11 protein-coding genes are annotated in these 13,811 nt (G+C 31.8%); 9 read left to right on the forward strand and 2 right to left on the reverse strand.

Annotation, left to right across the window (positions count from 1 at the left end; translation table 11 throughout):
* Positions 1-11: 11 nt before the first annotated feature.
* The 7 genes from atpD (at position 12) to LEBU_RS03305 (ending at position 6,559) form a co-directional block, all read left to right on the forward strand.
* On the forward strand, positions 12-1,409 hold the full coding sequence (gene atpD, locus LEBU_RS03275) for a F0F1 ATP synthase subunit beta (protein ID WP_015768903.1): 1,398 nt from the start codon (positions 12-14) through the stop codon (positions 1,407-1,409).
* Positions 1,410-1,612: 203 nt separating this feature from the next.
* On the forward strand, positions 1,613-2,002 hold the full coding sequence (gene atpC / locus LEBU_RS03280) for an ATP synthase F1 subunit epsilon (RefSeq protein WP_015768904.1): 390 nt from the start codon (positions 1,613-1,615) through the stop codon (positions 2,000-2,002).
* A gap of 236 nt (positions 2,003-2,238) precedes the next feature.
* Complete coding sequence (locus LEBU_RS03285; protein WP_015768905.1) at positions 2,239-3,237, forward strand: DUF4912 domain-containing protein; 999 nt, start codon at positions 2,239-2,241, stop codon at positions 3,235-3,237.
* A 50-nt stretch (positions 3,238-3,287) separates the two neighbouring features.
* The gene (locus LEBU_RS03290; protein WP_015768906.1) at positions 3,288-3,536 is read left to right on the forward strand and encodes a GlsB/YeaQ/YmgE family stress response membrane protein; all 249 of its coding nucleotides are present in this window, start codon (positions 3,288-3,290) and stop codon (positions 3,534-3,536) included.
* A gap of 93 nt (positions 3,537-3,629) precedes the next feature.
* The gene (gene gloA / locus LEBU_RS03295) at positions 3,630-4,013 is read left to right on the forward strand and encodes a lactoylglutathione lyase (RefSeq protein WP_015768907.1); all 384 of its coding nucleotides are present in this window, start codon (positions 3,630-3,632) and stop codon (positions 4,011-4,013) included.
* 134 nt (positions 4,014-4,147) lie between these two features.
* Positions 4,148-4,882: a 4-hydroxy-tetrahydrodipicolinate reductase gene (dapB, locus tag LEBU_RS03300; protein WP_015768908.1), complete on the forward strand. Its 735-nt coding sequence runs from the start codon at positions 4,148-4,150 to the stop codon at positions 4,880-4,882.
* A gap of 234 nt (positions 4,883-5,116) precedes the next feature.
* Entirely contained in the window at positions 5,117-6,559 is a 1,443-nt protein-coding gene (locus LEBU_RS03305; RefSeq protein WP_015768909.1) for an acyl-CoA dehydrogenase family protein, read from the forward strand.
* A 51-nt stretch (positions 6,560-6,610) separates the two neighbouring features.
* On the opposite strand, the gene gltS is transcribed toward LEBU_RS03305, so the two are convergent.
* The gene (gene gltS, locus LEBU_RS03310; protein ID WP_015768910.1) at positions 6,611-7,852 is read right to left on the reverse strand and encodes a sodium/glutamate symporter; all 1,242 of its coding nucleotides are present in this window, start codon (positions 7,850-7,852) and stop codon (positions 6,611-6,613) included.
* 311 nt (positions 7,853-8,163) lie between these two features.
* Here gltS and LEBU_RS03315 point away from each other — a divergent pair, with 311 nt between their 5' ends.
* Positions 8,164-9,399 carry a BaiN/RdsA family NAD(P)/FAD-dependent oxidoreductase gene (locus LEBU_RS03315; RefSeq protein ID WP_015768911.1) on the forward strand — a complete coding sequence of 412 codons (1,236 nt, stop codon included), beginning with the start codon at positions 8,164-8,166 and terminating at the stop codon, positions 9,397-9,399.
* A gap of 642 nt (positions 9,400-10,041) precedes the next feature.
* Positions 10,042-11,682: an NAD(P)/FAD-dependent oxidoreductase gene (locus LEBU_RS03320; RefSeq protein ID WP_015768912.1), complete on the forward strand. Its 1,641-nt coding sequence runs from the start codon at positions 10,042-10,044 to the stop codon at positions 11,680-11,682.
* 380 nt (positions 11,683-12,062) lie between these two features.
* On the opposite strand, the gene aspT is transcribed toward LEBU_RS03320, so the two are convergent.
* Positions 12,063-13,796: an aspartate-alanine antiporter gene (aspT, locus tag LEBU_RS03325; protein WP_015768914.1), complete on the reverse strand. Its 1,734-nt coding sequence runs from the start codon at positions 13,794-13,796 to the stop codon at positions 12,063-12,065.
* Positions 13,797-13,811: the final 15 nt, after the last annotated feature.

Raw genomic sequence — 13,811 nt, forward strand, 5'->3', positions numbered from 1 at the left:
AAACTTAGCTGATGAATAAAGGTAAATTAGTTCAAGTAATTGGACCAGTTATAGATGTAAAATTTGAAAAAGAATTACCAGATATTTACAATGCACTTGAAGTGTACAACGAAAAAGGTGAAAAGTTAGTAGCTGAAGTTCATGCACATAATGGAAATAATGTTGTAAGAGCAGTTGCAATGTCTGGAACAGAAGGATTACGACGTGGACTGGAAGTTGTAGATACTGGAAAACCGATTCAAGTTCCTGTTGGAAGAGCGACACTTGGAAGAATTTTCAATGTTCTTGGAGAAGCAGTTGATGAAGGCGAAAAACTGGATGAAGATGTTTTAAGAGAATCTATCCATAAAGATGCACCGTCATTTGAGCAACAAGGAACTGATTCTGAAATACTAGAAACAGGAATAAAAGTGGTGGATTTATTGGCACCGTACTTAAAAGGTGGAAAAATAGGATTGTTTGGAGGAGCTGGAGTTGGAAAAACGGTTTTAATCCAAGAGTTAATTAACAATATTGCAAAAGGGCATGGAGGACTTTCCGTATTTGCAGGAGTTGGAGAACGTACACGTGAAGGACGTGATTTATACAATGAAATGACTGAAAGTGGAGTTATTGACAAAACAGCATTAGTGTATGGACAAATGAATGAACCGCCTGGAGCAAGATTAAGAGTTGGACTTACTGCACTTACAATGGCAGAATATTTTAGAGATAAGGAAGGACAAAATGTACTTTTATTTATTGACAATATATTCAGATTTACTCAAGCAGGTTCGGAAGTGTCTGCACTACTTGGAAGAATGCCGTCAGCCGTAGGATATCAACCAAATTTGGCAACTGAAATGGGAGCTTTGCAAGAAAGAATAACATCGACAAATACAGGTTCGATTACATCAGTGCAAGCTGTATACGTGCCAGCAGATGACTTGACAGATCCAGCACCAGCAACAACATTTGCCCATTTGGACGCAACAACAGTATTATCAAGACAAATTGCGTCGCTTGGAATTTATCCAGCAGTAGATCCGCTTGATTCAACTTCAAGAATATTAGAACCTGAAATTGTTGGAAATGAGCATTATAAAATTGCGAGGGAAACTCAGAAAGTATTGCAAAGATATAAGGAATTACAGGATATTATAGCAATTCTGGGAATGGATGAGCTGGATGAAAATGATAAATTAACAGTAAACCGTGCTAGAAAAATTCAAAGATTCTTTTCACAGCCGTTCTCTGTTGCAGAACAATTTACAGGAATGAAAGGTAAATACGTGCCATTAAGAGAAACAATTCGTGGATTTAAAGAAATTTTAGACGGACTTCACGATGATTTGCCAGAACAAGCATTCTTATATGTTGGGACAATAGACGATGCAGTAGCAAAAGCTAGAGAATTAATGGCAGAATAGTTTTTATTGATTTTAGAATAATAATATTTTTATATACAATTTTAAAAATATAATATTATTTTCAATAAATAATTAAATTAAATAAAAAAATTTCCACTTATACTTAAACTATACTCAAACTGCTTAAAAATCGAACTGACTAAATAAAATGAACTTGCTGTTCGAGTAATATAGTCTAAAATTTTGAGTGGAAAGGAGGATTTATGGCACTGGAATTTATTTTGCAAGCAGTGACTCCAGAAAGACTTGTTTTTGAAAAACCTGTTGAATTTGTGAAATTACGTACTGAAAGCGGGGATATTGGAATACTCGCCAAGCACATTAATTATATAACTCCAATTGGTGCGGGAGAAATGCTGGTTCGTGAAAAGGATAAGGAAGATGTCACATATTATCTGGAAGGCGGATTTCTGGAAGTTAGGCAGGATAAAGTTGTCATTCTAGGAGTAAATATAGTTGAAGCAACTAAAGCTGAAGCGGAAAGAATGGCGAGGGAAGTCGCAATCGAAAGGGCAAAGAGACAGAAAATAAAAGAAGAGCAGAATATTTTGGGAACTAAAAAACGGATTCAAAGTAATTTAACTAGAAAATAAATAATTTAAAAATTAAAAAAAATATGGTATAATAAGTGAAATTATAGTAATACGTACTTAAATAAATTTTAAAGTTAATTTAAAAAATTCAAAATTTATATTTAATCAATATACTTTGGAATTTTATATTTATTTCTAATGTTTTATTAATTATTTTTAATTAAAGATTAAAAAAATAAGTAAAAATATTACTATCATTTTAATAATCAAAAAATAATGTAAAGGTGGAAATGGGAATGGAGCAATTAAAAAAGAATAGAAAAAGAAGTTATTACAGAAATTATGCTAACGAAAAATTAATCAGAAATCAAAAAAATAGAAGTGCACTTAAAAAATTAGAAAATCTTATTTCAATGGAAGTTATTGAAAAAGAAATTATCGAAAAAACGTTAATTAAATATTTCATAATGAAAAGAAACAGAACGTTTTATAGAAATTTTATCAATAGAAAGTTATTAGGAAATTTAGGAAAAAGATACAGAAGAATTTTTAGAACCTTGAATTTTAATTATGAAAAAATTTCACCAGACCAAATTAAACGTAGATACGTGGAAACAGAAATTAATCGTTCAAAATTTGCAAAAGGTGTAGAATTTGACGGAAAATCAAATCATGAAGATATTTACTTTGACAAGGCTCCATTACCGGCAGCATATTTTGTAGACGAAATCGTATTAATGCCAAAAAATCCTACAACATTATTTATATACTGGGAAATACGTGACGATACATTTGAAAGATTGACATCAAATAATGGAATAGTTGACAATGTTATCATAAAACTTTATAAAGATGGATATGAGTACAGAAAAATTATAAGACATGAAAGAATAGGGTCACATTATATAACTGAAATTGATGTAAATCAGAATTATGAAGTATCTATCGGATATGAAGATGCATATGGAAACTTCTCTGAAGTTGCACATTCTGTAGAAGCTATTTCCCCAAATGATAAAGTTTCTGATAATATAGATTTATTATGGGGAACTGTAAGATTAGATGGGAATACAAATCAATTAATAAAATATATAAATACGCCAGTTTCTACGCCTGAAGGAAGAGAAGCATTAGGATTGCCTGATGCACGTCTGGATGAAGATGACGAATTTATAATTGAAGTAATAGAAAGATTGACAAAAGTTGGAGCTTCAGAATCAATAATTGAAAGAAAAGTAATAAAAGGAAAACTTCCTCATCTTAAACTTGATATGAGCGGTTCAAGAAGTAGTTAAAATTTTAACAATTAAATTTTTTCATTTGTGAAAAAATCGAAGGAGATAAAATGGGAATTATAGCATGGATAATACTTGGTGGTCTTTCTGGGTGGATAGCTAGTATAATAATGAAAAAAAATACTTCAATGGGAGTAATAGCTAATATAGTAACAGGAATAATAGGAGCTTTTATTGGAGGAGTAGTTTTTAATTTTATAGGAGCTGAAAAAGCTACAGGATTAAATCTTCACAGTATTCTAGTATCTGTAGTAGGAGCTTGTATTTTACTTTGGATTATTGGAAAAATTAATAAATAAGATAAGTATTTTTAACAAGGATATTAGGTCTAGTATAATATTTTTTACTATTTATTAGGCCATATATTAAAAAAAGTAAAAAAGGAGACAAAAATGGCTGTGTTACATATGCTGCATGCTTGTTTGCGTGTAGAAAATTTAGAAGCATCTATTGAATTTTATGAAAAAGCATTTGGATTTAAGGAAGATCGTCGTATGGATTTTCCAGAGCATAAATTTACTATTGTTTATTTGACTCTTCCAGGAGAAAGCTTTGAAATTGAATTGACTTACAATTATGGTCACGGTCCATATACAATTGGTGATGGTTTCTCACATCTTGCAATTGCTTCGGACGATCTTGAAGGAGATAATGAAAAACATAAAACATTAGGGTATCCAACAACAGATCTTATGGGCTTACCTGGAAAACCAGGACATTATTATTTTGTGACAGATCCAGATGGCTATCGTATGGAAGTAATTCGTGCAAAATAAAAAATTTGGAAGTTTTAAATATGTTTTATATTTAAAATAATAATAAAAAATAATATGAGAAAAGACCGAAATTTTCGGTCTTTTATAGTAAAATCGCTTTGAAGCTGAACTAAAAAATTATAAGGAGAAATCGAATGAAAATAATAGTATATGGTGCTGGAGTTATGGCTCAGTATGTAAAAGAATCAGTAATAAATTCTGGAAATGAATTTGTTGGGCTGGTTGATCCGCTTGGAAATGGAGATTTTGAAAATTTGAAGGGAAATAATATAGATTTTGATGCGATTATAGATTTTTCACATTTCAGTCTGCTAGAGGATGTGCTAGAAGCGGGAATTAGTAAAGAAGTTCCAGTATTAATCGCTACAACTGGACATTCAGAGGAGCAGCTTGTAAAAATTGAAGAAACAGCAAATCAAATACCGATAATTAAGGCAACAAACACTTCAGTTGGAGTAAATATTGTAAATGAAATAGTAGCTTTTGCGACAAAATTATTGAAGGATTTTGATATTGAAATAATCGAAAAACATCATAATCGAAAAATTGACGCACCAAGTGGAACAGCAAATACGTTGCTTGAAGTTGTAAAGGAAAATCTGGACGATAATGGAAAAGACTACAGAACAATTTATGGAAGGGAAGGGCACAGCAAACGTGCTGAAAAAGAAATAGGAGTTCATGCCATACGTGGTGGGAACATTGTTGGAGAACATACAGTGATTTACGCAAAAAATGATGAAATTATTGAAATAAAGCACGAAGCATTGTCTAGAAAGATGTTTTCAGATGGGGCGGTTAAAGCTGTAGAGTTTCTTTTTGGGAAAAAAGCGGGATTGTACACAATGAAAGATGTACTTGGATTATAATAAAATTAAAAACTCTAGTTTTATTTATACTGGAGTTTTTTTTTGATATATGCTATACTAGTAATACTTCTATAAGCAAATTATTTTAAAATCAAAGTATTGTTTGTTTCATACAAAATAAAATTGCTAGAAATAAAAAAATTTAGAATATGGATAAACAATAAAATTAGTTTTAAACTGGTTTTATGTAATATTGTTATATTTTACGGAAGATTATTTACTAGGAGGATGTAAATGGAAAAAATTACAAATGAAAATTTATTAAAAATGAGTACAGAAGGATTTTTGGATAATATAAAAAAAGCATTTAATGATGTTTTTTCAAATGGAAATATTGAAAAAATAAATTTAATGAACTATCTTTCAGAAAGTAAATGGAGTAATATTAAAAAAAATGGACTTTTATTACCTTTTCTTTCTGAGAAACTTGGTGGAAGAAAGGACAGTCAATTTGAAATTCAGGAAACATTGAGAATTGCTGGAAATTATGGAGTTCCTATTACACTTAGAACTGGAATTGAAGGAGCGTTGGTTTTGCAGCCGCTTGTTGAATATGGAAATAAAGAGCAGATTGAAAAGGGACTTGAAATGATATTTAATGGTGAAGGTGGCGGATTGGCTATAACAGAACCTAATACTTCGGGATCTGCTATTGCAAAGGAAATGCAGTCTTACTACGAATACATTGATGAAAATACAATTCATGTCAAAGCTGATAAATATTGGCAAGGAAATTCCCAAAGTGACTTTTTGTTAATTGCGGCAAAGGAAAGAAAAGATGGAAAACTTTCAAAAGTAATTAGTCTAATTTTAGTTCCAAGAGAATACATAACTTATGACGTGTTAAATTCAGAAGGTTTGAAAGCAGTCAGATATGCTGTAAATCACGTGGATACTGATATTCCTGCAAAATATGTAATAAAACTTTCGGAAAGCAAGGCAAATTGTCTTAGAGAATTTCAAAATATATTTATCCGAAGTAGATTGCAGTTAGTTGGGATGACACACGGGATTATGGAATACATTGTGAAAAATATAAAAAAATATGCAAAAGTTAATATTCCGTTTGTAAAAAAGGAATTGGATGAGATAGAAACAACGTATGGTGTATCAAAAATTATGTACAAATATGTTTGCAATAATATTTGTCCTGAAAAATCGGTATCAGATAAACTTATGGAAGCAAATATTATAAAAAGCCTTGCCACTGAGTATACTTACAATGCTGCGAAAACAGCTCAAAAGTTGTTAGGGGCAAAAGGATTTGAAGTTGGGCATCCGATGAGCAATGTAGCGATTGACTTTAGACCATTTACAATTTTTGAAGGACCAAATGATATGCTGTATGCAGAAATTTTTGATCAGTTTTCAAAAGCTACGGCTGTGGAGAAAAAGGAAGGAATACGAATTGACAAAAATGCAACAGTTTATGAAAGATTTATTTCAGATAAAAGATTTTCAAATATTTCTGTTAATAATTTTCTAAATAGAGCAGATGACTTGATAAACTTTTTAAAAGAATATACTTTGAATGAAATGGATCAGATAAAAAAGGTTTTTGTTGGAAAAATATTAGCAAGATTGTTTCTTTTGATTCAGACGGAATCGGATAATTTGATGAAATTTTTGATAAAGGATATTAGAAAAGATATGTTGGAGTTTGAGGACTGTATTTAAATAAAAAAAGAAGAAAAGCTTAAATTATTGAGTTCTTCTTCTTTTTTTTAGTTATTTGAAAAATTGTGTAAATATCGTGATGATGCTGATGTTTGCAAAATCAATGAAAAGTGAGCCAACTATTGGAATTACAAAGAATGCCATTTTTGAATAAACATATTTTTCTGTTACAGCTTTCATATTGGAAATTCCGTTTGGAGTTGCTCCCATTCCAAAACCGCAATGTCCTGAAACCATTACAGCCGCATCATAATCTGATCCCATTGCTCTAAATGTTACAACATTTAAGTAAATGTAAATTAACACAATTTGTGCAATCAATAGAATAAACACAGGTAGTGCCAAGTCAATTAATTCCCACAATCTTAATGTCATTAATGCCATTGCTAAAAATAAATTAAGCGCCACATCTTCAAGAATACTTATTTCTTTTGTTGGAGCATTCATAAATTTTATGTTATCTGATAAATTTCTTATAATTGCCGCAACAATCATTGGTCCAATGTAAATTGGAAAATGTGCCTCTATTTTTGTCATACTCATCAGATAATCAATTAACATTGATAAATAAGAACCAATTCCCATAGCTATAAGGATATAAAAAAATGCCATTGAAAAACGTTCTCCGTCAAGATAAGGTTTTTGTCTTTTCAATACTTCTTCATCAATATCTTCATTTTTATGTTTTATTTTATCTTTTGTAAAATGTTCAGGAAGAAGCTTATGTTTATTAATAAGCCTGTTGGCAATAGGCCCTCCCAATGCAGAGCCAGCAATAAGCCCAAAAGTTGCAGAGGCGATGGCAATAGCATTTGCCCCTTTGTATATAGGTCCAAGAGCTTCAATAGTAGGAGCTACTGCTGCCGATGTACCGTGTCCCCCAGTCATAGGAGTAGAACCTGTCATTAATGCTAATAATGGTGGAATTCCTACGAATCCTGAAAGTGCTACTGCAACTAAATTTTGCATAACACATAATCCTGCGGCAACAAATAGAAAAATAACAACTTTTTTTCCACCTTTTTTCAAGACTTTAAGACTTGCATTAAATCCTACGCTTGTGAAAAACATTACCATAAAGAATTTTTGAAGTGTATCATCAAATTTAATTTCCGCCACATTTGTCTGTCTCAGAATAAACACAATTATTGAAAATAAAAATCCACCGATTACAGGTGCAGGAATACAATATTTTTCAAAAAAATTAACTTTCTTTCTAAGTTTTATCCCAATTAATAATAAAATAACAGCAAGTCCAATTGTTTGAATCATATCCATATCAATTTTAATCATAAAAAATCCCGTCTTTCTATACAAAATTTTACAATATACCATTATACTATGAATTCTAAGAAAGTGTAAATTTGAAAAAAATAAACTATTTTAATAAATTTTTTCAAATTTTTCCCAATGTTGACAAAAAAAAATATATGTGATATAAATAACTGTCTAATAGAGACGCCCCATCTCTACATTTAGACTTCTTTCATACAAAAAAACGAGCACACGGCTCGTTTTTATTTTATAAACTGGCTTTTAATTAGGTAATTAATAAAAATATTAAAATTTATTATAATAAATATTTAGGAGAATGGAATCATAAGATGAAAAGAGAAATAGCGATAATTGGAGGTGGCGCTTCAGGTTTTTTGACAGCCATTACTGCAAAGAAAAAGGGAAAAGATGTTGTCATTCTGGAGAGAAAGGACAGGGTTCTGAAAAAAGTGCTGACAACTGGAAATGGACGATGTAACTTGACAAATGTGAATGCTTCAAATCAAAATTATTTTGGAATTGAAAAAATGAAGCAGCCGATTGAAAAGATTTTAGAAAGTTTTACTTCACAGGATGCAATGAGATTTTTTGAAGATGAAATCGGAATTATTTGTAATGAGGAAAATCGAGGGAAAGTTTATCCACTTAGTGGACAGGCTGCATCAATTGTGGATGGACTCAGATTTTATGCACAAAGTCTTGGAATAGAGATAATTACAGATTTTTATGTTACAAAAATTGAGAAGGAAATGTTTGATTTTAAGATAATTTCTGAGGATAAAAAACAGATAATTGCCAAAAAGGTAGTGCTTGCAACTGGTGGAAAGTCGTACCCTGAACTTGGTTCAAACGGGAGTGGCTATGAGCTGGCAAAGAGCTTTGGGCATACTGTTACAGAATTAACGCCTGTTATTGTACAGCTGAAGGCAGAAAAAGAAAAAATTAAAGGATTAAAGGGTATTAAGTCGGATGTGGAAGTTACAGCTTTTGGAGAAAATGAAAGTGGAGAGAAAATAAAAATTTGTACTTACGACGGAGAACTTCTTTTTACAGATTTTGGAATTTCTGGAAATGTAGTTTTCAATATTTCATATGTTTTCCCAATTTATAAAAATGTAGAATTTGAAATTGACTTTATGCCAAAATTTACTTATAATGAAATTTTTGAAATTTTGAAAAAACGTCGGACAATATTAAAGGATTTTACAATGGAACAATTTTTTAATGGAGTTGTCAATAAAAAACTGGGACAATTTTTGACAAAGTCGGCAGGAATAGAAAAGTTATCAAAAAGTATAAATGAACTTACAGACAATGAAATTCGTAAAATCTGTACAACTTTAAAAAAATATAGAATAAAAATTATTGATACAAATGGCTTTAAAGCAGCCCAAGTTACCGCTGGAGGTATTCCGTTAAGTGAAGTGAATCTGGAAAATTTGGAATCAAAAAAAGTTAAAAATCTGTATTTTGCTGGAGAAATACTGGATGTTTACGGTGAATGTGGCGGATTTAACTTGCAATGGGCTTGGACATCGGGATATTTTTTAGGAAAAAATCTTTAAAAAAACAACTGTATAATTTAATACCAAATCCCATTTAAATAACGAATTTATTACAAATTTTTCTAACAAAGGATAAGAACCTAGTATTTCAAAATAATTAAAATATAATTTTTTGTTTTTAATAAACCGACGGAGCTTTTATTTGTTCAACTACGACTGTTTGACGACTGGAAGGAGAAGTTTCGGAATTGAGCAAATAAAAGTCGTAGTCTAGCCATAGGTATTGCGTAGCAATCTTGCCATAATTTTAATTATCAGGATAAACCTTTACTGCAAGATAAGGATTTGCGGCAATGAGCAACCCTGCGAAAAAAAGGAAAAAACGAATAAAAATAGAAAAAAACTGATATTAAATAAAATAATCCAATACTAAATCCCATTATAAAATAGAAACTATGTTAAGGACCAAAAGTTTTAATTCTTTACTAACAATAGTATGTAATTCAAAATTTATTAAAAATTCGCTATTTAAACGGGGAATAGTATAAAATGTTACTATAAATATAAATTTTAGTATTTTATTTACTTGATAACAAGAAAATTTGACTCCCTTGCTAAAATGGATTTATAGCAAAATTACTATATTAAATGAAAAACAATGTTCCAAACTTTTAAAAATAACTAAACTAATAAGGAGAAAAAATGATTAGAATAAATAATATAAAAATGCCTGTAAAACACAGCGAAAATGATTTAAAAAAAACAGTTTACAAACTTTACAAAATCAATGAGAATGAGATAAAAAGTTTTGAGATTGCAGGACAGGCGATTGATGCGAGAAAAAAAGATAATGTTGTATTTGTTTATGCGGTGGATATTTCCTTTAAGTTTGATGAGGAAACGGAAAAGAAAAGATTTGGAAATGTAAAAAATGTGCGAAAAATTGAAAAAAACCCTTATTCTACGGAAAAAATTGAGAACTTTACAGAAACTGAAAATGTGAAACGTCCTGTTATTGTCGGAAGTGGTCCTGCGGGAATTTTTGCTGGACTTGTGCTTGCCGAAGTTGGATTGAAGCCGATTATCATTGAGCAGGGGAAAAATGTGAATGAACGTGAAAAGGATGTTTATAATTTTTTCAAAACTGGAAAATTGGACAAATATTCAAACGTGCAGTTTGGAGAAGGAGGAGCCGGAACATTTTCAGATGGGAAATTAAATACAAATACAAATAATTTTCGGATTCAGAAGGTTTATGATGAATTAATTCTCGCTGGTGCTGATCCCAAAATCAACTATATGTCAAAGCCGCATATTGGAACTGACAAATTAATCGAAATAATGTGTAAAATTAGGCATAAAATCGAAAGTCTTGGAGGAGAATACCGTTTTAGTACAAAACTTGTAAAAGTAAATTATGAAAAATCTGATTCTGAAAATAACAAAATAAAAAGCATTTTGGTTGAAAATATAGAAAATTCTGATGAAAATAAATTTTATGAAATCCCAACAAACATTGTAGTTCTCGCAATCGGGCATAGTGCAAGAGACACTTTCTTTATGCTGAACGAAGAAAATGTGACAATGGAACGGAAGACTTTTTCGGTAGGAGTCCGAATTGAGCATCTTCAAAGTATGATAAATTATTCGCAGTATGGAAAATTTGCTGATAAATTGCCAGCCGCAGAATATAAATTAAATGTAAAGACAAGCAATGGACGTGGAGTTTACACATTCTGTATGTGTCCTGGCGGTGTAGTTGTACCATCTTCAAGCGAGGAAGGAAGACTTGTTGTGAATGGAATGAGCTATTCACAAAGAGATTTGGAAAATGCAAACTCGGCAATCTTAGTAAATGTATTTCCTGAGGATTTTCCAGGAGAAAGCGTTCTGGCTGGAGTCGAATTTCAAAGAAAACTGGAAGAAAAAGCATTTGAACTTGGCGGAAAGGATTACAAAGCTCCTATTCAATTATTTGGCGATTTTGTAAACAATAAAATCTCAACAAAATTAGGAAAAGTAAAGCCAAGCTATCTGGCAGGCTACAAATTTGCAAACTTAAATGAAATTTTTCCACAATTCATAAACGATTCCATAAAAGAAGGAATTACCTTAATGGATAGAAAAATAAAAGGATTTGCCAGTTATGATGCAATTCTGTCAGGTGTCGAAAGCCGTAGTTCATCCCCAGTGAAAATTCCTAGAAATGAAAGATTTTTCTCAAATATCGAAGGGCTTATGCCTTGCGGAGAAGGTGCAGGATATGCTGGCGGGATTATGTCGGCGGCAGTTGATGGGATAAAATGTGCGGAGTATGTGATTGATTATTTTATTGAAAAATAAAAAATCCACTACTTAACTTTTTTTTACTAAAGTGCTATAATGAAAAGGAAATAAAAAAGAATGATTAGATTTTGTTTGAATTAATAAAAAAAATGGCTACTTTTCCGTAGAAAGGTAACCTGATAAGAACTCCGTAGAGCCTAAATTCTTATCGTTAATTCCTAAGATTTCTGTTATACTAGCATTAGAACACATATCATTTCTCCTTGTTTTTTATTTTGTGCGATTTAAATTATACACGAGATTTGATGTGTGTTCCTATTTTTTTGCAAATATTTAGCGTTGGGAGAGAATTTTTTCTCTCACCAACGCTAAATATTATACAACCACTTTTCCTTAAAATAAATGTATGAATCTATCTATCTTATCTACTCAAATAACTAATGTATGCATATTGCTACTACAAGAGGACCTAAGACTGTAAGTAAAATATTTCCCATTGCATATCCTGGTGTATATGCTATAGCAAAAATACTTGAATCATATTCCTCCACAACTCCGTTAAGTGCTGCTGTACACGTTCCAGCACCACATAGAGCACCAATGATATCTACAGCATCCAACTTTAACACAAATCTTCCAAAGTAAACGGAAGCAATATGAGGCAAAATGGTTACCAAAATACCAATTAATAGTACCTTTAAGCCCATAGATTGCAATGCAGATATGAAGGAAGCTCCAGAAATAAGTCCCACAATGGCTATAAAGAGATTTAATCCAACACTCTTACAAAACCATCGGGTTGCTTTCGGCATCAGTCCATAGTTAGAATGTCTATCTTGATAATATCCGAACAGAAGTCCTCCAATTAAAGCTCCTCCACCAGATCCAAGTGTAATCGGAATTTTGGATACAACGAAGCTGATTGCACCTATTAATAGACCAACTACAAGCCCGATGCTGATAAAAGATATATCTGTCTCAGTTCCTGTATCCTTCACATACCCAAGTTTCTTTACAGCCTTAGAAATAGCAGCTTTTGGTCCCACCAATATCAAGTGATCAAGAGCCTTTAACTCCTCCTCTTCAGGGAGAATATTGTTATCTCTCATCCTTTCTGAAATGACGATTCCATTTTCTGAAAGATTCTTTATAACATCTAGAGAGAAATTGTTAGTTAAAACTATTTCTTGCTTTACCACATCTAGCCTAAGAGCTTCTGAATCATTAGTTTCCTTCATGCCAGAAGCTTCAAAATTTAATACTGCATCAAGAAGTCCTATAATCATAACTGTATCCTTCTCAAGAAGCTGCACATCCGGTGCAAGATTCACCTGTTTACCATCTCGAAGAATCTGAATTATTGTAAGAGAATCATCGTACTGTTCTTCAATGGAACCGATTGTTTTGCCAATAAGTTCTGCACCTTTTTCTAAGCAAAATGCACGTGCTTTAATATTTCCAACCACAGTGTTTTCCGAAGAAGACTCATGGAAATTTGTTTGCTCAATTTTCTTCTTAACTGTATCTGTCAAATTTGCACCAATTAACTTCGATGCACCATTTCTCAAAAACACAACTACCCCAATCGTTCCAAAAACATAGGTAAGTGCATATGCAACTGCCATTTGACTTTCAGCCGTTTTCAGTTCTGTTCCTGAAAGCATACCCTTCATAGTAGAATCCGCTGTTCCTATGATTGCTGACTGTGTAAGACTACCTGCCAAAATTCCGCCAGCTTCTCCAGCTCCAATATTAAAAGTCTTAAACAAAACAATCGAAACTGCAAAAGCTACCACGGCGAAGAATATGGATAGGACAATAATTTTAAGGCCAGATCTTTTTAAACTTGCGAAGAATGAAGGTCCAACCTCATATCCGATAGTAAAAATAAATAGTGAGAAAAAGATTGTCTTCACCGTTCCGTCAATTTCGTAAGTTCCTGCCCCCTTCAATATTAGGGAAATGAGAAGTCCTACCAACAAAGTTCCTACAGTGGCACCTACCGTAAAGGATTTTATCTTTACCTTTCCAATAAAATATCCAAGTGCAAGACATATAAAGATAGAAATGACTGGATTAGCAATCAAATAATGGGCTATATCAGAAAAGCCTGTTACCGTAATACGTTGTGCTGTTTCCAACACTTCATGTGAGATTAAACCTATATTCATTTTAAATTCCTCCAT

The organism is Leptotrichia buccalis C-1013-b, assembly GCF_000023905.1.
Taxonomy (GTDB): Bacteria; Fusobacteriota; Fusobacteriia; order Fusobacteriales; family Leptotrichiaceae; genus Leptotrichia; species Leptotrichia buccalis.

Bases quoted from the DNA above. Each gene is read 5' to 3' on its own strand.
- atpD (WP_015768903.1), top strand. From the start codon at position 12: ATGAATAAAGGTAAATTAGTTCAAGTAATTGGACCAGTTATAGATGTA.
- atpC (WP_015768904.1), top strand. From the start codon at position 1,613: ATGGCACTGGAATTTATTTTGCAAGCAGTGACTCCAGAAAGACTTGTT.
- LEBU_RS03285 (WP_015768905.1), top strand. From the start codon at position 2,239: ATGGAGCAATTAAAAAAGAATAGAAAAAGAAGTTATTACAGAAATTAT.
- LEBU_RS03290 (WP_015768906.1), top strand. From the start codon at position 3,288: ATGGGAATTATAGCATGGATAATACTTGGTGGTCTTTCTGGGTGGATA.
- gloA (WP_015768907.1), top strand. From the start codon at position 3,630: ATGGCTGTGTTACATATGCTGCATGCTTGTTTGCGTGTAGAAAATTTA.
- dapB (WP_015768908.1), top strand. From the start codon at position 4,148: ATGAAAATAATAGTATATGGTGCTGGAGTTATGGCTCAGTATGTAAAA.
- LEBU_RS03305 (WP_015768909.1), top strand. From the start codon at position 5,117: ATGGAAAAAATTACAAATGAAAATTTATTAAAAATGAGTACAGAAGGA.
- gltS (WP_015768910.1), bottom strand. From the start codon at position 7,852: ATGATTAAAATTGATATGGATATGATTCAAACAATTGGACTTGCTGTT.
- LEBU_RS03315 (WP_015768911.1), top strand. From the start codon at position 8,164: ATGAAAAGAGAAATAGCGATAATTGGAGGTGGCGCTTCAGGTTTTTTG.
- LEBU_RS03320 (WP_015768912.1), top strand. From the start codon at position 10,042: ATGATTAGAATAAATAATATAAAAATGCCTGTAAAACACAGCGAAAAT.
- aspT (WP_015768914.1), bottom strand. From the start codon at position 13,796: ATGAATATAGGTTTAATCTCACATGAAGTGTTGGAAACAGCACAACGT.